Below are 20341 nucleotides of genomic sequence, written 5' to 3'. Positions count from 1 at the left end.
CGGTCACGAAATTGCTATCAATGTCCGCTTAAATCATTGTCAAATCTGACGAATGAAGGTTGCTCGCAGGAGCAATTCCTGGCCGGACAGCGGGGTGAACCATGAGCGAGGAACTGAGGCGGCGAATAGATCAGGGAGCCGGCAATGTCCCGGCCGACCTCGTGCTCAAGGGCGGGCGGCTCTTCGATCTCATCTCGGGTGAAATCATCGACACCGACATCGCGGTATGCGGCGACACCATTGTCGGCACATGCGCCGAGTACAGCGGCACGCGGGAAATCGATATCTCCGGCAAAACGGTCGTTCCGGGCTTCATCGACACGCATCTGCACATCGAATCCTCACTGGTAACGCCCTATGAGTTCGACCGCTGTGTTTTGCCGCGCGGTGTGACGACGGCGATCTGCGATCCGCATGAAATCGCCAATGTCACCGGATCGGCCGGTATCCGATACTTCCTCGATTGCGCCGAAGAAACGCTGATGGATGTCCGGGTCCAGTTGAGCAGTTGTGTGCCGGCGACATCCTTCGAGACGTCCGGGGCGATGCTTGAAATCGAAGACCTTCTGCCATTCAAGGACCATCCGAAAGTCATCGGGCTTGCCGAATTCATGAACTACCCCGGCGTTCTGGCCAAGGACCCGGCGTGCCTTGCAAAGATCGACGCCTTCTCGACCGTTCCGATCGACGGCCATGCGCCGCAGGTCCGTGGCTACGACCTCAACGGTTACCTGGCGGCCGGGATCCGCACGGATCACGAGGCGACGACGGCCGATGAAGCGCTCGAAAAACTTCGAAAGGGCATGCACATCCTGGTGCGCGAAGGCTCGGTTTCCAAGGATCTGGAAGCACTCATGCCGATCATCAGCGAGCGCAATTCTCCCTTTATCGCGCTTTGCACCGACGACCGCAATCCACTCGATATCGCCGAATGGGGCCATCTGGACCACATGATCCGCACGGCCATTGCCGCTGGCGTGGAGCCGCTGGCCATCTACCGGGCTGCCAGTATTTCGGGTGCCCGCATCTTCGGTCTGCGGGACAGGGGCCTTGTCGCTCCGGGGTGGCGCGCGGATATGGTGCTTCTCGACGACCTGGAGAATTGCAGCGTGAGCAGCGTTATCTGCGGCGGTGTCGTGGTGACCGAGGCCGAATTTGCCAAACGCCGGATCGTGCCCCCGATCGGCCGCGATAGCGTGAAGTCTGAAAATGTCAGTCCGGATAAGCTCGTATCGCCGGCCTATAATGGCGATATTCCGGTGATCGGCATCATACCCGGCAAGATCATAACCGAGCATTTGCGCCTCAAGCTTCCGTTAAAGGAAGGGTTGCCGCAGGTCGATCTGGATCAGGATGTCGTAAAGACGGCGGTGATCGAACGGCACGGCAAGACCGGCAATATCGGTGTCGGTTTCGTCAAGGGCTTCGGCATCAGACATGGCGCCATTGCATCGACGGTCGGTCACGACAGCCACAATATCTGTGTGGTCGGTGCCGACGAGAACGACATGGCGGTGGCTGCCAATCGGTTGCGCGAGATTGAAGGCGGGTTTGTCGTCGTCGATGGCGGGCGGGTGCTGGCTGAAATCAGCCTGCCCATTGCCGGCCTCATGAGCATCGAATCCCACGAGAAGGTACATGACAGGTTGATCGAGCTGCGGAAGGCGGCCGAGTCGCTCGGGACGGTTCTGGAGGAGCCGTTCCTGCAAGTGGCCTTCCTGCCGCTTCCGGTGATCCCCCATCTCAAGATCACCGACCATGGTGTTTTCGATGTGGACAGGTTTGCGCTGGTCCGGGGCGCGGACAGCTGAATTCACGAACTGCCGAGGCGATGGCGACGCATGTACTGATATTCAAGCCCCATGCAGCCCCAGAGGATGCCGAGCAGGATGTAGAAATGCCGCCAGTGATCCGTATCGATGAAAGTCGAAATCAGGATGTGGCCGACAAAGACGACATAGGCACACAGGAAATAAGGCTGCCAGGGACGATCGCGCAGCAGGCATTTGAAGCCGGCGCCCAGCGTCCAGACGATCAGTGTCAGGTAGGCTATGAAGCCCAGCCACCCATAGTCCAGCAGTGCCTTGAGCCAGATATTGTGCGTGTCTTCTCCGAACATCTTGCCGAATTCCAGGGGGCCAATGCCGAACGGATGCAGCAATGCGACCCCCAGACCCAGCCGGTACCGGTTGAAACGGCCGAACTGGCCGCTGTCATATTCCTGAATTAGTTGCGCGCGGGTCGTGAACAGCTCCGAAACCTGTTCGAACTGCAACGCGATCATCAGGACCGCGGCCAGCGAGACGAAGCCGAAGGCGCCCAGGAACAGGATGCGCATCCGGAATACGTTTGAGCGCTCCTTCAGCAGCATCAGGAAAACCATTGCCAGCATCGAAAAGGCAAACAACCCCCATGCGGCACGGGAAAAGGCAAGAAATACGGCAAGGGTAAGGACCACGAGGGCCACAATGCGCGGAATACTGGCCGCAAAACCGCCCTTCAAAACCTGATGCATGAGAAAACAGGCGGGCAGGACCAGAAACGGGCCAAAGACATTCGGGTCCTGGAAAGCGCCCTTGGCGCGGCCGTATCGCAGGAACAGTTCACTGTTCGGCAAAAGCTGGAAATAGCCGAGTATGCCGAGCATGCCGGTCAGCAACGCGCCGATCAGATAGGCGGAGAAGATCACTTTCAGCCGTTTGCCATCTGCTTCGATAACAGCTGCGAAGAAGACCGAAGACAGGGCCAGGAACACGGAGACGGCCATGTAGAGCTTCAATTTGGGCGTCAGTTCGTCGAGTACCGTCAGCGATATCAGGCCGCCGATATTGAAGCACATGAGAATGGCGAGAAGGATTGCGCCGTTCCGCGACAGGCGCAGGCCGAAAATGAACCAGATCGCGATCAGGGCGACCATATAGATTTCGTAAGGTGCCGGCTCGTAAATGACGAAACCGGAGAGGAACGCGCCGAGAGCCAGCGAGAACTTCGCTATGACAGCCAGAGCCGCAGGATCGGTCCGAGTGTCGAGCGCTGCGTCGCTCATCAGTAAGCGGCTTCCGAACCGAAGAGCCTGACGGGCGTCAGGAACAGGATCTTGAGATCGAACAGCAGCGACCAATTCTCAATGTAGTAGAGATCGTATGCCGTGCGCTGCTTGATCTTTTCGTCGTCATCGATTTCACCGCGCCAGCCGTTGATCTGCGCCCATCCCGTCACGCCTGGCTTGACGCGGTGGCGGGCGAAGTAGCCGTCGACGACCTCGGCGAACATGCGATCGTGGGACTGGGCATGGACGGCATGCGGCCGCGGTCCGACCAGGGACAGATCGCCCTTCAGCGCGTTGAAGAATTGCGGCAGTTCATCGATGGATGTGCGGCGTATGAAACGCCCGACAGGCGTCACGCGCGGATCGTTCTTCGTGACCGCGTTGCGCGCGGTCGGGTCGGACTGATCGGCATACATGGACCGGAATTTGTAGACGTTGATGACTTCGTTGTTAAAGCCATGGCGTTTCTGCGTGAATATGATCGGCCCCTTGGATGTGGCTTTGACCGCGATCGCGGTGGCCAGCATGACCGGTGAGAAGACGATGATCCCGAGAAGGCTGAAGACGATGTCGAAAATGCGCTTGGCGACGGAATCCCAGTCATTGATCGGCCGGTCGAAAATATCCAGCATGCGCACCGAGCCGATGCTGGAATAGGCGCGCGGGCGAAAACGCAATTCGCTGGAATGGGCGGCAAGGCGAATGTCGACGGGCAGCACCCACAGCTTTTTCAGAAGCTCCATGACGCGCTTTTCCGCGGTCAGCGGCAAGGACAGAATCAGCATGTCTATGCGTGCAAGACGGGCGAACTCGACCAGTTCCGAGACATTGCCGAGTTTCGGATAACCCGCAACGACGGCCGGTGACCGGCGTTCGCTGCGATCATCGAAGATGCCGCAGATCCTGACATCGTTGTCCGGTTGCTGCTCCAACGCACGAATGAGCTGCTCGGCGGCAGCGCCGCCACCGACGATAACCGCGCGGCGTTCCATTGTTCCGTCGCGCGCCCATCTGCGGATGGCGAATGCGATGAAGTAGCGATAGGCGAAGAGGAACAGCATTCCGGCCAGGAACCAGGAGCCGAACCAGACACGCGAATATTCGGCGCCAACCTTCAAAAAGAAGGCGACCGCCGTCATCACCGCGAATGTTATGGTCCAGCACAGGAAGACTTTCGGGAGGGTTCTGAAAACGCTGCGCAGCGATTGAACCTGATAGGCATCGCAGAGCTGCAAAAGGAGAAATGCAAACAGTGCACCGGCTGCGATCGTGAAGAGATAATAGGCTTCGAAACCGGATTTCGGCACCACATAGAAGGTGAACACGGCAATGCCGCAAAGGCTCAGGCCGATGACTTCGAACAACCGGGTCAGGCCGGTGATCATGGTCGGTGAGTAGCTGTCGTCGCCAAGCTGCCGCGCAATCTGCCGCGCCAGTTTCCCGACCTTGTGTTCCGGCTCACCTGCGCCGCCTTCGACAGCGCCGGCAGGTTTCGGTCCCGGTTGCCGGTCGGGTTCGTTCACCTCGATGGAACGTTCTGCGGTCATGTTCTCAACGTTGTCCATGGTCTCTCAGCGCAAGAGATACCATCGAGCTGTTAATTATTGTTTGATCCCGCACGGTGGGCCAGTCGGCGCAGGTCAGGCGAGGCGGGCCCTGTAGAAATCGACCATATCCGTTGCCATCCTCTTGGCCGAGAAGCGTTCGTGAAGGGCGGTCTTGGTCGGCATGAGGCTTTCGATGTCGTGCGGTTGCTGCACGGCTCTGGCCATGGCTTCGGCGAGCGCTTCGACATTTTCGCTCGGAACCAGCGCTTCGCTGCCGGCACCGAATATTTCGGGGATGCCACCGACACTTGTTGCAATCATGGGTCTGCCAGCGGCCAGGGCCTCCAGAACCAGATAGGGAAGAGACTCCGCCCGGGAAGGGACGATCACCGTTCTGCCCAGTCGAAGAGCCTCGCGAACCGGCATGGCCGCATGCAGGGCGACACGTTCAAGCAGGCCGTTTCGATCGAGCATCTGCCGGTAGTTCTCTTTTTCGTCGCCATCGCCGATCATCACGGCGGTTAACGGCCGATCCGCAATCTGCTCAGCGCGGGCAATGGCGTCGATAAAGATATCGGGACCCTTCAGTTGCCGCATCATGCCGATATAGAGGAAATCGGCTGCATCGTTTGCCGGCCGGATGTCCTCGAATTCGCGCTCCATCAGCCCGTTGTAGATGAGGCGGTTGGGCGGCGCGGCGCCACCGACCTTGGACAGATAAGCCTTGCGCTCGTAATCGCTGACGAAAGCCAGTCCGTCGGTGAAGCGCTCCAGCAGGCGCTCCACCAGAAAGTAGAATTTCCCCGAGAGGCGGGAGTCGCTGTAGTGCAGACTGCCGCCGTGCGGTGAATAAAAGCGGGCTACGCGAGACCTGGAAACCCGCAACCTTGAGCCGATCAGACGGGCGAGGGCGCCACCCTTGGCGCCATGTCCGTGTATGATGTCCGGCTGCAATTTCTTGATTTCATTTGTACATCTGACAAGTGCGACAAGGTCAGACGGCCCGATAGAGCGACGAATCGGCGTGCGCGTCAGTCCAAGATCGAGATAGGGACGAATGCCGTCGAACAGCGCATCCTCATGCGCGCCACCCGTGGTGCTGTCGCACAGGATTCCCACCTTGTGGCCGGCCTCGTAATGCAGCTCGACCAAATCGCGCACGTGGCGAAAGATCCCGCCCACGGGAGAGCGGAAGCAGTGCAGAATGCGCAGGGAATCGGAAGCCGACATTGCCGCCCTAACTTTGCCGTCAGAAGAGACGTTCGCGAACGTAGATGGTATCGCCCGCCAGGATCGGATCCGAAATCGGCACCCTCCCGGTCAGGACTTCGCCATTGACCTTTCTCGTTATGTCGACATTGGACTGGTTGGCGCGCGCGGTGTAACCACCGGCGATTGCGATAGCGTTTTGCACGTTCATCCCCGGAACATAGGAATATTGGCCGGCAGAATTGACTTCGCCGAGTATGAAGAAAGAGCGGTGCCGATCGACCTGGATGGATACATCGGGATCGCGCAGATAGCCCTTGCGCAATTGGCCCGCAATCTTGGTTTCAAGTCCTTGAACCGTCTCGCCACGGGCGCTTACCGATCCGATGAGGGGAAATGAAACATAACCGGCCTGGTCGATCACATAGGTATTTGTGAGATCGTCCTGCTCAAAAACGGTAATGCGAAGATTGTCGCCGGAATCGAGCCGGTAAGGCTGGACAACCGCCTCGTGGAAGGCGGACGGAGCCGGCCGGTAGCCGGAGCAGCCGGACAGCACAAGCGCGAGGCCGACGAGGCACAGTGCAGCCGCATTTCTCAAATTTCCAAACGCCATCTTCAGCTATTACTCTTTGAACTCAGGACGAAAGAAGTGGCCCTGTTATCATCCGGTTAAGGTTAATGGCCGGTAAAGTGCGGTGGATTTTTCGCGTGACAGTTCGCGGCTGGCGGCTGCAGGTGCGTTTTCGGAGCGAAGACGTAAATGATCGGTAAAGAGGCGCTTAACCCTTACGTTACTATAATTGTTTACCTCTTCGAGTGTTCAGAGGGAGATACAGATAATGTCGCGCCCGCAATCAAACGGCAACGATGTGGATATCGATATAGCAAGGCTGTTTTCGGCCGTGTGGAAACGCCGTGTCGCGATTGTGTCCTTGATACTCATCGTGTGCGCCGCAGCCTTCGTGATTTCGGGAATGGCTGCGCCGCGTTACAGCGCGGAAAGCCGCATTCTCATCGAGGCGCGCGAACCGTTGTTTGTTCAGGCCGGCCAGCAGGAAACCGGGCAGGCGCAGTTTCTCGACGAGCGCGGCATAACCAGCCAGGTCGAGATCATCAACTCCACCAACCTGATAAAATCGGTCGCCGACCAGCTTGATCTTGCCGACAAGTCGGAGTTCAGCGGCGCGGTCAAGCCGTCCATGATCACGAGTATCCTGATCGGGGCGGGGCTGAAGTCCGATCCCTATGATGCGCCTCCCGAGGAGCGTCTCATAGAAACGTTTCGCAGCCATCTGAATGTTTATCAGGTTGCCAATTCAAGGGTCATTGTCGTTGCGTTCTGGTCAACGGACAGAAAACTCGCCGCCCAGGTCGCCAACGCCATGGCCGAAACTTATCTGAGCATGCAAAGCGGTGCCAAGCTGCTTTCAAACGCGGACGCGACAGCCTGGCTCGAGCCGGAAATCGCCAATCTTCGTGAGAAGGTTCGCGTCGCCGAGGCAAAGGTCGCGGACTACCGCGCCCAATCCGGCCTCCTGCTCGTGGATGATACCGCGACGCTCGCGACACAACAGCTTGCGGAGATTTCGACCGAACTCAGCCGCGTGCGCGGCGAGAAGGCTGAGGCTCTTGCGCGGGCAACGGCGGTGCGTAACGCCATAAACAGCGGTCGCCCGACGGAAGATTTCGCAAATGTCGTTCAGTCAGAAGTGATACAGCGCCTGCGTGAGCGGCAAGCCGCCGTTCAGGCGGAAATTGCCGATCTTTCCGTGGCGCTTCTGGACGCCCATCCGCGCATCAAGGGTCTTCGATCGCAGTTGCGGGACATCGACAAGCAGGTCCGGGCGGAAACACGCAATATCCTGCGCGGCTTCGAGAACGAGGCCGAGGTCGCCCAACTGCGCGAGGAGGAACTGGTCGGCCAACTCAACGATCTCAAAGCCGATTCGGCACGTGCGGGAAGCGAAGAGGTTGAGCTGCGCGCGCTGGAGCGCGAAGCAACGGCCCAGCGCGAGTTGCTCGAAGTTTATCTGAGCCGCTACCGCGAGGCAGCATCGCGATCCGATCGCGGCAACCTGCCTGCCGATGCGCGCATCATTTCCGAAGCGCTTGTGCCGACCGAGGCCTATTTTCCGAAGCCGGTACCGATCACCATCATCGCCGGCCTTGTCACGTTGTTGCTTGCCTCCATTACAATCATGATGCACGAGCTTTTCTCGGGCCGGGCACTCAGGCCGGTGGATTACGGCGAAGCCGACCGTACGCCGGTGCGGCCTGAACCGGTTGCCGAACCCGGAATTGCCGCCGAAGCCGCGCCGTTCACAGCGGCGGACCGCATTGCCCGGGCGACCGAGCGGCGTATTCCAGACGGGCCGGCCGATGATCTGCCCGGTGCCGACCTGTCGAATGAAGCCGCGTTCGATACGGGCGAAGCAGGCGAGCCGGAAGCGGACCGGGAGATGATCGACGTCGCGCTTGAAGACGGTATCGACCCGCAGGACCGGATCGATGATGCCGGGCCTGACGATCCCGTTGAACCGGTCGATCCTGTGGTTCATGAATTCCGTGCCGGTTCCGAGGCACCCAGGCTCGAGGAAGCCTCCGGAAACACCATTGCGGCGATTGACCCGGCGATGGATGAGGGGGACGGAGCGCTTAGGGCGGCCAATGACGAATATGTCGAAGGTCATGAACTGATTGTCGACCGGGAGGTCGAGCACAGTGTGAGTGCAATTACAGGACATTTGATCGCGGCCCACACCAATATCGCGGTGGTCGTGTCGCCCGAGGGCGACAAGGGGTCCACCACGTCGGTCATGCTGGCGCGCATGCTTGCCAATGAGGGCCGCCAGACACTGCTCGTCGACATGACGGGTTCGGCCTGCCCGAGCCGGATGATGGTGCCTCAGACCAATCTGCCGGGAATTACGGAAGTCCTGGTGGATGCATGCACCATTCCCGAAGCTTTGCATGCCGACCGCCTCTCAAACGCGCATATCCTTCCGCAGGGCGGCGTCGATCCGGCCCAAGCCATGCGCCATGCGGATCATCTTCCCGAGGTGATCGCTCAGGTCTCGAAAGTCTATGACATCGTTGTCATAGAGTGCGGGCCGGCGAACTCGGCTGGAGTCAGACGCCTGCTCGACGGTCTGGACGTGGACATGATTTTCTCGGTCGTGCAGCCGGAAGAGGATCTGATGACCGAATACCTCTCCGACTTCTATTCGCAAGGCTTCAACGAGTTGCTCATGATGAGTCCGGGGGCCGGAACGCCCAATCCATCCGACCGGAGCGCGGCTTAACCTCATCTTGCTCTAGCGATTTGTTATCCAGAGCCTGATGGCTTTCGCCAGTCTGAACACGGCCGGCCGCGATTTCACGAAGCGCTTGATGTGCGTCGAGATGAGTGCCGAGAGCGCACCGATATGGCCGAGCGGCGTAATGGCAAGAAATGTATCGTAGTGCCTGGTTTCCACGTCGCACCAGTTGCGCTTGTAAAGCTCGTCACCGACGCCGAAGTCGAACATGTTCGCGCCCGATTCGCAGGCGTCGCGAATAATCAGGTAAAACAGAAGCTCGCCCGGGCTGGCATGTTCGGTTGGCCCCATCGCGATCGAGCTGAACTGGCAGATAATGTCGCGGCCCTTGCTTGACAGTGCGGCAAGCGCGCAGATCAGGCCCTCGTGCTGACGCAGCCGGATTGCGTACATTTCGATCATCTTGCGTTCATGACCGACACTCTCGGCCGCCAGGCGGTGGAAGTAATTCTGAACATCGGCATCGCCGAAAACATCCGGTAACCCCTGATAGGCAAAGCGCGCCGTTTTCTGCAGGAAGAACTCGTCCAGAAGTTCGCGCGCCTCATCGTGGGTGCCCGCCTTGATGAAGTCGTATCCGCCGATTTCGTCGAGTTTGCGTTCTGATTTGCGGAAGCGCTTTCGGCGGCGCTTGGCGTTGCCGCGCTCAAGGACCGTAGAAAAATCTCCGTCGAGCGTCACATGGAAGGAGCGGTTCTGGTTTTCGACGCTGGGCCAATGGGAAAACGGATTTCTATAGCCATGCCATTCACGCGGCTGGCGATCCAGCGCGATAAAATCCACGCCAAGGGGCAGCGTGGCGAGCTGCCTGCGTAACTCGCGCATGGTCGCCGGGTTCGCGTCGTCGAGAAAGTGGGAGGAAAACACGCCGAAATTGACGTTGTTGAACGGGGCCGCAATGTATCTTGCGACTTTCAAGGGTCCGAAGCGCGTGATGTAAAGCGGCAGGATGAATGCCGTTTCGCCGGAGCGGGCACCGGATCCGTAAACCGCCGTTATGATAAGCGGCTTTGCGCCGGTCTCGAGAATCCACCCGCGGCACCAGTCATAGGTCTGGTGGACAGGGCATTCGGGTGCCGCTTCGAGCGCTCGCCAAACAGGCTCGATCGGCTCCAGTTCGTTCGAACACTGGAGGGAAAAACTGGTAGCCTCAACCGGCTTTCGCATTGCAATTCGTCTCCGCCGACTCGGTGCCCCCACGGCATTCGGCCGATCCAGCGCAACAGTCACGTGTATCGACAAATGGGGCAATCAACCAGAGGGTCAATTTTTGTCCCCGATAGAGATTAACCGACTGAAATTAAAAAACTCTGATTGTCGCGTGAATCAAAACAGAAATGGACGCCTCAGCGCCGCGCATTGCGCGCAGGTTTTTCCATCCAGCGGATTACGAGCATAGCCGGCAGGACCCACAAGAGGCCGGTGACAAGGAAATAAAGCAGGTGCACCCACCACGGCGATTCCGCCAATCGGTAGGAGGCCACTGTGGTGGCGATCAGCGCATAGGTTACAACAAGCACGATCAGCACGATCATGCCGATCAGTTTTCTCAGGCGGACTGGCATTCGATCCCTGCGGTTCTGCGGTCTGCTGCTGCAGCAAGTAAAGGATATGCTGGAGCAATCAAGCCCCATTTTGACGCCGGGGCTGCGCGGTTTGCCGCATCCCCGCCGCCAAACAACGTCTTGCCTTCTATCGCGGACTGTTACAAATGTCTGCGCATATTAACGGGCAAGGCCATCAAAACAGCCATGACAAATGTGGAGTCCTTCAGCGATCCCGCCGCCAACCGAATTGCCATACGCGTGTGGCTTGCGATCGTCAGCCTTGCGATCTTTGCGCTGGTCATTGTCGGCGGGGCGACGCGGCTGACCGACTCCGGTCTGTCGATCACGCAGTGGAAACCAATTCATGGCGTCATTCCGCCATTGAGCGAAGCGCAATGGGAAGAGGAACTGGAACTCTATCGGCAGATTCCGGAATATCAGCAGATCAACAAGGGCATGAGCCTTTCCGAGTTCAAATACATCTACTGGTGGGAGTGGGCACACAGACTTCTTGCACGCGGGGTCGGCGTGCTGTTCGCGGTTCCGCTTGCTTTCTTCTGGCTGAGCGGCCGGATTGAACCACACCTGAAACTGCCTCTGCTGGGTATACTGGCGCTTGGCGGGCTCCAGGGTTTCATTGGCTGGTGGATGGTCACTTCCGGCCTTGTCGATCGGGTCGATGTGAGCCAGTACCGGCTGGCCACCCATCTGACGCTCGCCTGTGTCATCCTGGCGGCGATCGTCTGGGTGTCGCGTGGGCTCGCGCCCCACAGCGGCGATCCAGCGCCGTCTGCCGGTTCGGCCGGGACCGCTGGCCTGATCGCGATCATGGTGCTTGTTCAGATCTATCTCGGCGGGCTTGTCGCCGGGCTCGATGCCGGCCTCGCGTATAATACCTGGCCACTGATGGACGGAGCGATCGTGCCGCCGAACCTTTTCACCATGAGCCCTTTGGTGGCGAACTTCTTCGAGAATGCCAAGACCGTCCAGTTCACGCACCGCTTCTTTGGCTACGCGCTGTGGCTGGCGGTTCTCATCCACATGATCGCGAGTCTCGCCCGCGCACCAGACACAACGCATGCGCGACGCACCGTGGTTCTGTTTGTTTTGGTCACGATACAGGCCGGTATCGGCATCGTTACCTTGCTGCAGCAGGTGCCGGTTTCCTGGGCGTTGGTGCACCAGGGCACGGCGCTGATCGTGCTGGCGTTTGCCGTCGCACACTGGCGGGCCTTTCGCGGCAGCTACAGTTCCTCACAGGCGGTCGCGCGAACATTCGGTTAGATAGCCGGCATTCGGGTGCCGTTCCGAGTTGGCGGTGCGATTTCTTTCGCATCGGTTGACAGCGAGAACCTTTCATTTTGGCTCTGGCATTGTAGTGTCCTGCCATGGGATGGCTGTTAAAGGGATTTGGACGGCCTGTCGGTTGGGGCAGGGGCGATTTCAGGCCGGCGATACGGCTTGTCGTCATGCTGATCCTTGCCGGTCTCGCAGCGTCCTGTACCCAGGGGCGCGTTCTGGTCGACGCACCAACGCTCTATGTCGCTCAAGGCGCTTATCCCGATGCGGAGCTTCCGATTGAGCTGCGGACGACCGAGGCGGAGCTATTCTTCGTTACCGACCGCCTTGCACAGCAGAGCAGTAACGGGCTCAGCTACAGCGCTGACAGGTCCGCCTCCATGGCCCTCGGTGTTGTCGACGTCGAATACGGAACGGACGGATCGTGGGACGAACTCAAGGCGGCCAGCACGTCCGCAAGGCGGGACAAGGCGATCCCGCTTCGGGTGACGGAAGTCGAGGAAATTGTCCGCTTTCCGGAAACGCCGCTTCCGTTTCAGTCGGTGAATGGCCGCCTGGTGACGCTGGACGGGCCGGCGCGCGAATACCGTGCCGCACAGACCGCTTTCGTTTCCGCCATCCGAGAAAAACTGCGTGTCGCTCCCAGGAAGGAGATTTTCCTGTTCGTGCACGGGTTCAACAATGATTTCGAGGATGCCGCCTTGTCGCTCGCCGATGTCTGGCACTTTTCGGGCCGCGTGGGCGTTCCGATCTTCTATACCTGGCCGGCGGGCAATGGCGGTCTTTTCGGTTATTTCAAGGACCGGGAATCCGGCGAGTACACGGTTTACCACCTGAAGGAATTCCTGCGCACACTCAGCCTGATAGACGAAGTCGACGCGGTGCACATACTGGCGCACAGCCGCGGAACCGATGTGACGACGACCGCGCTGCGCGAACTGGTGATCGAAATGCGGGCGAAGGGGCAGGACCCGCGAAAGGTTCTCAAGGTCGAGAATTTGATCATGGCGGCGCCGGACCTCGATTTCGGGATTGTGCGCCAAAGGCTCATGGCCGAGCGTTTTGGCCCTGCCATCGGTCAGATTACAGTCTATATGAACCAGGGCGACAGCGCGCTCGGCCTTTCGCAGCGGCTGATGGCCGGCCAGCGCTTCGGGCGCCTCGGTGTCGAGGATCTCGGAAGCGGCGAGCGAAGCATCTTCTCACGCATCAGGAATGTGAATTTCATCGATGTCGAGAGCCAGACGGACGGGATCGGCCATGGCTATTTCCGGCGCAACCCGGAAGTCCTGTCCGACATCACCATCACCGTGCGCGAGCGAGCCCGACCCGGAACACCGGAACGGCCGCTCGAGCATATCGACATCAATTTCTGGCGGTTGCCGGAAGGCTATCCCCAAAAGCGTACGGTCGGTTTGCGATAGAGCGATCCAGCGCGACGTGGCCGGCCCGTCTTCGTTTAGCTCGCCAGCATCAGGTTCATGTTCTGAACGGCGGCGCCGGATGCGCCCTTTCCGAGATTGTCGAGCAGCGCGATCAGGTTGACATGAGCGCCATCGGGACTTCCGCATACGAACAGTTTCATGCCATCGGTTCCGGCCAGTTCTTCTGCGTTTATGCGCTCCGTCGATGCGCTCTCCTCAAGTGAGGCCACATCGACGAAGGGCTGGCCCGCGTAATGGGCTTCAAGGGCGGCATGGATCTTCGCTATGTCCATTTCGCCGTTCAGAAGGTCCAGAAACAGCGGCACCTGAACGATCATGCCCTGGGGGAAGCGTCCGACGCTCGGCGTGAACAGCGGCAGGCGGTCGAGCAGGCCGTGTTCCTGCATTTCCGGCAGGTGCTTGTGCCTCAGCGTCAGGGCGTAGGCGAAATGCGGCGCGCCGATGTGGTCGGGATTGGTATCGTCTTCCATCCTGGCGATGAGCTGCTTTCCGCCGCCCGTATAGCCGGATACGGCGTTGACGGTGACCGGATAGTCCGACGGCAGAATGTTCTCCATCCGCAGCGGCCGGACCAGCGCGATGGCGCCGGTCGGGTAGCATCCCGGATTGGCAACGAAACGCGCACTGGCGATCCGCTCGGCTTGCGCCCGTTCCATTTCGGCAAATCCATAGGCCCAGCCGGCATCCGTGCGGAAGGCGGTGCTGGTGTCGATGACCCGCGTGGAGTTGCTGCCGCCGAGCATGCCGACGGCCTGCCTGGACGCCCCATCGGGCAGGCACAGAATGGCGATATCGGCCTCGTTCAGCCGGTCCTCGCGCATGGCATCGTTGCGGCGTTCGGCTTCGGGAATCGAAATGACGTTGATATCATCGCGGCCGGCCAGACGGGTCCTGATCTGCAGACCGGTCGTACCATGCTCACCATCAATGAAAATCTTCGGTTTCATATCCGTCTCGATTTCTGTTTCCCGCCGAATGTCGCTTCACGGCGCAGGCCCGCAAGAATACGCCAAGTGCGTCAATTGGCCAATGCCCTGACGGTCCGTCCGGCATTGCAATTGGTCCTCACTGTGGCATTAACGACGTAAATCGCGCTCCCCTATATTGTCGGGGACACTGAAACTCAAGTGGAATCGTGCAATGACGGCATCCAATCGGGCATTTTGTCTGGCGTTTTCAGCGGTCGTATTCCTCATGCCGACGGCTCCCGCCGGCGCCGACGGGCCGGCAATTGAATCGGTCGCAGAACTGGGCAGGGCGCTGTTTTTCGACGCCAATCTGTCCAAAAACCGGAGCCAGTCCTGCTCGACCTGCCATGCGCCGGATGCCGGCTTTGCCGACCCGCGCGACAATGGGTATGACGATCCGGTCTCGCGCGCGGTCTCGCTGGGCGACGACGGCACGTCGATCGGCGACCGCAATGCGCCGACGGCAAGCTATGCCCGCTTCATCCCGAAATTCCATCTGCGCGAGGATGGCGAATATGTCGGCGGCCTGTTCTGGGACGGCCGCGAAGCCGATCTTGAGGGTCAGGCCGGCGGACCGCCGCTCAATCCGATCGAGATGGGTATGGCCAGCAAGGGACATGTGGTAGCGCGCCTGATGGAGAACCCGGATTACGTCGCGGCGTTCAAGGCCCATTTCGGCGACACCGTTTTCGACGACCCCGAAAATGCGTACCGCGCCATGACGCAGAGCATCGCGGCCTTCGAGCGCACGGACGCGTTCGCGCCCTTCGATTCGCGCTATGACCGTTACCTGAGAGGCGAGGTTGAATTCACCAAGCAGGAGGAACTCGGGCGCACCCTGTTCTTCTCGGACCAGTTCAGCAACTGCAACCAGTGCCATCAGTTGCGCGAGATTCCGGGCGCCGAGCGGGAAACCTTCTCGAATTACGAGTACCACAATATCGGAACGCCCGTGCACACCGCGGTGCGGGCCGCCAATGGCAGCGGAGACAAATTCGCCGATCTCGGGCTGCTCGCAAATACGGCCGTCAGCGATGCTGAACATGCCGGCAAGTTCAAGGTTCCGACCCTGCGCAATGTCGCCGTGACCGGCCCCTATATGCACAATGGCGTCTTCAAGGAGCTGCGTACTGTCGTCGCTTTCTACAATCAGTACAACACCCAGGCGGATTCGGCGAAGATCAATCCTGAAACCGGCGAGCCCTGGGGGCGCACGCAGTTCCCGAAGACCTTGTCCGTCGAGGAACTGACGGTCGGGCCGGCACTTGAGGACGAGCGCATCGATGCGCTGGTGGCGTTCCTGAAGACGCTGACCGATGCGCGCTACGAGCATTTGCTGGACGATCGCCAGTAGCCGCTTCCGTCGGTCGCCCATTCACTGTCATCGCCTGCGTTGGATGTGGTGTTTCACACAGACATTCGGGCAGATTCCCTGAATTAATGGGGGAAATTTGCACCCGTGCAGTATCGATGCCGGGTTGAGACGTGAGGCGTACCGTGGATACGCAGTCGAAACAACAACAGGTGAAGGAACCAGCGGCGCAGGACGGGCCGGATCGGCACGGCCCGCAGGAGCTCGCACGCTGGCAGCGGCTGGTTCTGCCGGTCATGGTGTCTGCGGTGATCGGTGCCGGAATTTTCTTCGCGGTCGCGATCATCCAGGAAATTCGCACGCTCTACCCGAAGCTCGAGCATCAACCGGTCTCTCTCGCGCCCTATTTCGAGCGTTTCGAGGAAAATCAGCCCGCTGCCACCGGCGATCTTGGCTATCTCCGCTTCAAGACGTTCGCGCTGCTCGAAGCGGACGCGCTGCAAAGCCGCTATCGGCAAGCAAGTGCAGCCATGCTGTCGCGGATCTGGACCCGTCAGATGGGCTTTCTGACAGGCATGCTGATGGCGCTGATCGGTTCCGCCTTTATTCTGGGCCGCATTGAGGTGAAACAGACGACGCTGTCCGCCGGAAGCGCAGTTCCGGAAGCCGCCGCAAACACTTTAAAGGCGTCTTTGGCCACGACGTCACCGGGCATTGTGCTTGCAACGCTCGGAGCCGTTCTGATGGGAATGGCCATCGCCATTCCCGGGCGCATCGTCACCACGGATACCCCGGTCTATCTTCTGCCGGTCGTTCCGGCCCAGTCGGAAATTCGACCGATCGGCCCGGTGGAACTGCCGGAGCCGCCACCGTTGCCGCAATCGATAGAGAGCGGTGGTGGCACCAGTTCCGGCGGCGATTAGTCGGTGGCCAGAAAGAAGGGGCGTTGTCATGCGCGGATTGCTGATCGTTCTTTGTATCGGCCTTTTGGGCCTTCCTGGTATTGCGTGGGCGCAAGGGCAGGCCCTCTACGACGAGGGCAAGTTCGAGTGGGAACGGCAGTCCTGGCCGGCGGCCTATTCACCCTTGCGCGAATACAGATTGCTGAATTTCGGCCGACGGCCCGACGTTGACTATATGCTGGGCACCAGTGGCTGCCGCATCGACGGTCTTCGGACTTTCGGCATCAACATGCTCAATGCGATGCTCTATGTCTATCCGCTCACTGCGGAGAGCCGCGCGATTGTCCAAAACGAGTTGAGGCTGTGCCGCGGTAGCGGCACCGGCACCGGCACCGGCGACGGGCTTCAACTGGCGCGCATCGACTGGCCGCCGGCCGGTGTGAGCGTGGTCTTCAAGGTGTTCTATTGGGACAATGATACGCAGCCCGTTACGTCCTACCCGATGCGGCGCGTGGAGAATTTCGAGCGGTCGTATTTCACGAGGCGGCGGGTGCCTTTGGACGATGAAGAGGCCGCCTACCGAATGGCCGAGGACCTGTCGCCCGCAGGACGCGCCTGGGTATCGGGCCGGTTGATCCTGATCAGTGAGAGCGATCACCAAAGCTCGGAACTCAAGACGATTGCATCGACCTTGAACCGATACCTTGATTTCCTGTCGCGTGAATACGGCATCGGCAATCTCGACCACTACGTGACCGTTCATCTGGTCGGTGACCGATATCATTTGCAGGATCGGGCAAGGGACCTGCATGGGCTGGATGTCAGCGCGGCCACTTTGGGCTATGCTTACGCCGACGACCTCAGCCTGATCGCCTATGTGCCGGGCACGGCTACGGGTACTGTCCTGCACGAACTCTTCCACCTTATGGTGCGGTCCGAATACGGCAACATCCCGCAATGGCTGGATGAGGGGATTGCCTCGCTCTACGAGGTCTCGGTCAGCAACGGGGACCGTTACTGGGGCGTGCACAATTGGCGCGGCGAGGTGCTGGAGCGGCTGTGGGACGAGTACCGGCCAAGCGTCGAGCAACTGATCCGGAGCGACTGGTATCTTTTTGACGATCCGGCGCAGGTCGAGGCGGTCGAGGCGGCGGCAGAGAACCCGGATGAACTGATCTATCGCGAAGAGGAGTCGGCGCGGCAGGCGGCGATGATGGCGACCGCACGCTATTTTGCGCTGTATCTGCAGGAGAACGGCCAGTTGAAGCGGGTATTCCAGGAGATGAAGCAAAGCGATCTTGGGGTAAACAAGGACCGCGAGGTCAATCCCCGTGATCAGGCGGTCGCGGTTGTCCGGGCAAGCCTCGGCAATCGCAGCCTGGAGAAAATCGATGAGGCTTTTGCAGACTGGTTCCTCAGTGGCGGCGCTGAGGACGCAGGCAGGCCGCGGGACGCGACCGAATCGATTGAGAAAGCTGAGCCCGGCCAGATCCACAAGGCGACCGCAGCGGTCAATATCCGTCGGGGTCCAGGAACGGCGTTTGACCGGATCGGTGGATTGGCAACCGGCGATCGGGTGGCGGTGGTCTCCGTCGAGGACGGTTGGGCCGCGATCCGCCTGAAGAATGGCGGACGCGGTTATGTTTCAGTCCGCTACCTTGAACAACTGCCGTAGAGCGATCTGTGATTTGACCATCATACCCGCATCGGCAGCCAAAGCACGATTGCCGGGAATGCGACCAAAAGAGCGATGGTGATCGCATCGGCGATGAAGAACGGCGTCACGCCCTTGAAGACATCCTGAACGCTCAGATCCTCGCGGACGCCGGCGACGACGAAACAGTTGAGCCCGATGGGTGGCGTTATCAGGCAGAACTCGGCCATCTTAACCACCAGGATACCGAACCAGATGGCGCACATCGGACCGCTCATGCCGAAGGTGCTGTCGGCCGCCGAAACCGCTTCACCGCCATTGAGCGCCATGACCGCGGGATAAACGACGGGCAGCGTCAGCAGGAGCATGCCGATGGCGTCCATGAACATCCCGAGCACCGCGTAGGCCAGCAGGATGCAGACAAGGATGAGGATGGGCGACATGGTCAGGGATGTGATCCAGTCGGCGAATGCACCCGGCAAGTCGGCAAATCCAAGGAACCGGACATAGATCAGCACGCCCCAGATGATCGTGAAGATCATGACGCTGAGCTTTGCCGTCTCCAACAGCGCGTCCTTCAACTGCGGCCAGCGCATGCCACGAAAGACGGCCATCAGGAACACGACAAACGCGCCGATCGCGCCGCCCTCCGTCGGCGTTCCCCAGGCATCGCCGCCGAAGGGATTGTAGACGAAGAGGATGATGGTAATGACGACGAAGAAGATCGGCAGGACCGGGGGCAGCGACACTATGCGCTCTTTCCAGGTGAAACCCCTGACCGCCGGGCCGAAGCCGCGTATGGTCAGTGCAAGGCCGATAATCAGCAGGCCGTAGATGAGGGCGGAAAACGCGCCCGGGATGAAGCCGGCGAGCAGCAGCTTGCCGACATCCTGCTCAACGATAATGGCGTAGATGACGAGGATCGCCGACGGCGGAATGAGCGAGGCCAGCGTGCCGCCCGCCGCGACGACGCCGGCCGCGAAGCGCTTGTCGTAGCCGATGGCGAGCATCTCGGGAATGGCGATGCGGGCAAAGACCGCCGAGGTCGCAACGGATGCGCCGGAGACAGCGGCAAAGCCGGCGGTGGCAAATACGGTGGCGACGGCCAGGCCGCCCGGCACCCAGGCCAGCCAGCGTTTGGCGGCTTCGAACAGGGCCTTGGTCAGGCCCGCATAATAGGCCAGATATCCGATCAGTATGAAGGTCGGGATCAGGCTGAGCGCCTGGCTGGAGATCTTGGAGTGGGGCACCTGGCCGGCGGTTTTTACCGCGACGCTCAGGGCCCAGCCGAAATCGTCGGCGCCATAGTTCTTCTTTGCCCAGAAAATCCAGATCAAGCCGACCAGCCCGGCAAGTCCGGCGGCAAAGGCGACGCGCATGCCCAGAAGGACAAGGACCAGAAGTCCGCCTGAGACGATCAATCCAATTTCAATCGGTTCCATGATCCTGCTCTAATCATCATGTCCGGAGACATGTTCGGCTTCCATGGCCGCCTGCGTGGCCGCATCGGCGATCAGCGGCACCGCCACGGGGCGTTCCTCGTTGCGCCAGAAGGCGAGGCCGTAGGCCCAGATCTGCAGGCACAGGCGCAGACACAAAACCGCAAAGGCAATGGGGGCGAGCAGTTTGGCGGGCCAGATGGGCAGGGCGATATCCATCGAGCTGTCGCGGCTCCACAGCGGCGCCGCGAAATCGAAGCTGCGCAGGAAATGGGACCAGCTTCCCCAGACCATGAGCACCATCAGGACGAGGATGGCGAATGTCGTGATCAGTTCGACCAGGTAGAGTGTACGGCCGGAAAGCGCTCCGGCAACGATGTCCATGCGGATGTGGGCGCCGTTTCGCTGAACATAGGCGACGCCCAGGAACGCGATAAGCGGCATGGCCTGTTCGATCCAGTCGACATAGCCGGGAAGGGGCTGGTTGAAAAAGTTGCGCCCGCTGACCGAGACGACCGCCAGCAGCATGAGCGCGAACACTGCGAGCCCGCTGAGCAGGGCCATGAGCGTTTCCAGCCGGTAAAGTCCACGGTCGATCTTGCTGAGCGTGCTGTCGTCCGACAGCACCAGGGATGAGCCTGCCACAACCA

At 60.0% G+C, this 20341-nt stretch carries 16 protein-coding genes; 7 read left to right on the top strand and 9 right to left on the bottom strand.

Features of this window, described 5'->3' with window-relative positions; genetic code table 11:
- Nucleotides 1–101 precede the first annotated feature (101 nt).
- Nucleotides 102–1811, top strand: a complete 1710-nt coding sequence (ade, locus tag OOZ53_RS15965; protein ID WP_271090653.1) for an adenine deaminase — start codon at nucleotides 102–104, stop codon at nucleotides 1809–1811.
- A gap of 2 nt (nucleotides 1812–1813) precedes the next feature.
- Here ade and OOZ53_RS15960 read toward each other — a convergent pair whose 3' ends face one another.
- The 4 genes from OOZ53_RS15960 to OOZ53_RS15945 form a co-directional block, all read right to left on the bottom strand.
- Entirely contained in the window at nucleotides 1814–3046 is a 1233-nt protein-coding gene (locus OOZ53_RS15960; RefSeq protein ID WP_271090652.1) for an O-antigen ligase family protein, read from the bottom strand.
- Nucleotides 3046–4596 carry an undecaprenyl-phosphate glucose phosphotransferase gene (locus OOZ53_RS15955; protein ID WP_425499162.1) on the bottom strand — a complete coding sequence of 517 codons (1551 nt, stop codon included), beginning with the start codon at nucleotides 4594–4596 and terminating at the stop codon, nucleotides 3046–3048. The genes OOZ53_RS15960 and OOZ53_RS15955 overlap by 1 nt, the downstream gene beginning before the upstream one ends.
- Before the next feature lie 93 nt (nucleotides 4597–4689).
- The gene (locus tag OOZ53_RS15950; protein WP_271090650.1) at nucleotides 4690–5826 is read right to left on the bottom strand and encodes a glycosyltransferase; all 1137 of its coding nucleotides are present in this window, start codon (nucleotides 5824–5826) and stop codon (nucleotides 4690–4692) included.
- 19 nt (nucleotides 5827–5845) lie between these two features.
- On the bottom strand, nucleotides 5846–6421 hold the full coding sequence (locus OOZ53_RS15945; RefSeq protein ID WP_271090649.1) for a polysaccharide biosynthesis/export family protein: 576 nt from the start codon (nucleotides 6419–6421) through the stop codon (nucleotides 5846–5848).
- 226 nt (nucleotides 6422–6647) lie between these two features.
- Here OOZ53_RS15945 and OOZ53_RS15940 point away from each other — a divergent pair, with 226 nt between their 5' ends.
- Entirely contained in the window at nucleotides 6648–9110 is a 2463-nt protein-coding gene (locus OOZ53_RS15940) for an exopolysaccharide transport family protein (RefSeq protein ID WP_271090648.1), read from the top strand.
- Between the two features lie 12 nt (nucleotides 9111–9122).
- On the opposite strand, the gene OOZ53_RS15935 is transcribed toward OOZ53_RS15940, so the two are convergent.
- On the bottom strand, nucleotides 9123–10292 hold the full coding sequence (locus tag OOZ53_RS15935) for a GNAT family N-acetyltransferase (protein ID WP_271090647.1): 1170 nt from the start codon (nucleotides 10290–10292) through the stop codon (nucleotides 9123–9125).
- A gap of 179 nt (nucleotides 10293–10471) precedes the next feature.
- Nucleotides 10472–10690 (bottom strand): DUF2842 domain-containing protein, encoded by a 219-nt coding sequence (locus OOZ53_RS15930; protein ID WP_271090646.1) that lies wholly within the window; start codon nucleotides 10688–10690, stop codon nucleotides 10472–10474.
- A 186-nt stretch (nucleotides 10691–10876) separates the two neighbouring features.
- On the opposite strand from OOZ53_RS15930, the gene OOZ53_RS15925 reads away from it, so the two are divergent.
- Both OOZ53_RS15925 and OOZ53_RS15920 read left to right on the top strand, forming a co-directional pair.
- Nucleotides 10877–11956 (top strand): COX15/CtaA family protein, encoded by a 1080-nt coding sequence (locus OOZ53_RS15925; protein WP_271090645.1) that lies wholly within the window; start codon nucleotides 10877–10879, stop codon nucleotides 11954–11956.
- A gap of 104 nt (nucleotides 11957–12060) precedes the next feature.
- Entirely contained in the window at nucleotides 12061–13395 is a 1335-nt protein-coding gene (locus OOZ53_RS15920; RefSeq protein ID WP_271090644.1) for an alpha/beta hydrolase, read from the top strand.
- 35 nt (nucleotides 13396–13430) lie between these two features.
- Here OOZ53_RS15920 and argC read toward each other — a convergent pair whose 3' ends face one another.
- Nucleotides 13431–14363: an N-acetyl-gamma-glutamyl-phosphate reductase gene (gene argC, locus OOZ53_RS15915; protein ID WP_271090643.1), complete on the bottom strand. Its 933-nt coding sequence runs from the start codon at nucleotides 14361–14363 to the stop codon at nucleotides 13431–13433.
- Between the two features lie 193 nt (nucleotides 14364–14556).
- Between argC and OOZ53_RS15910 the strand changes: the two genes are divergently transcribed.
- The 3 genes from OOZ53_RS15910 (at nucleotide 14557) to OOZ53_RS15900 (ending at nucleotide 18273) form a co-directional block, all read left to right on the top strand.
- Nucleotides 14557–15738 carry a cytochrome-c peroxidase gene (locus OOZ53_RS15910; RefSeq protein ID WP_271090642.1) on the top strand — a complete coding sequence of 394 codons (1182 nt, stop codon included), beginning with the start codon at nucleotides 14557–14559 and terminating at the stop codon, nucleotides 15736–15738.
- A gap of 131 nt (nucleotides 15739–15869) precedes the next feature.
- Entirely contained in the window at nucleotides 15870–16619 is a 750-nt protein-coding gene (locus OOZ53_RS15905; RefSeq protein ID WP_271090641.1) for a hypothetical protein, read from the top strand.
- A gap of 28 nt (nucleotides 16620–16647) precedes the next feature.
- Nucleotides 16648–18273, top strand: a complete 1626-nt coding sequence (locus tag OOZ53_RS15900) for an SH3 domain-containing protein (protein WP_271090640.1) — start codon at nucleotides 16648–16650, stop codon at nucleotides 18271–18273.
- Between the two features lie 20 nt (nucleotides 18274–18293).
- Here the strand turns inward: OOZ53_RS15900 and OOZ53_RS15895 are convergent, their stop codons facing one another.
- Nucleotides 18294–19694: a TRAP transporter large permease gene (locus OOZ53_RS15895; RefSeq protein ID WP_271090639.1), complete on the bottom strand. Its 1401-nt coding sequence runs from the start codon at nucleotides 19692–19694 to the stop codon at nucleotides 18294–18296.
- A 9-nt stretch (nucleotides 19695–19703) separates the two neighbouring features.
- Nucleotides 19704–20336, bottom strand: coding sequence for a TRAP transporter small permease subunit (locus tag OOZ53_RS15890; RefSeq protein ID WP_271090638.1), 633 nt, complete (start codon nucleotides 20334–20336; stop codon nucleotides 19704–19706).
- Nucleotides 20337–20341: the final 5 nt, after the last annotated feature.

The organism is Allohoeflea poritis, assembly GCF_027889715.1.
In the GTDB taxonomy this organism is placed as follows: domain Bacteria; phylum Pseudomonadota; class Alphaproteobacteria; order Rhizobiales; family Rhizobiaceae; genus Hoeflea_A; species Hoeflea_A poritis.
This window is presented reverse-complemented; position numbering and strand designations above follow the sequence as displayed.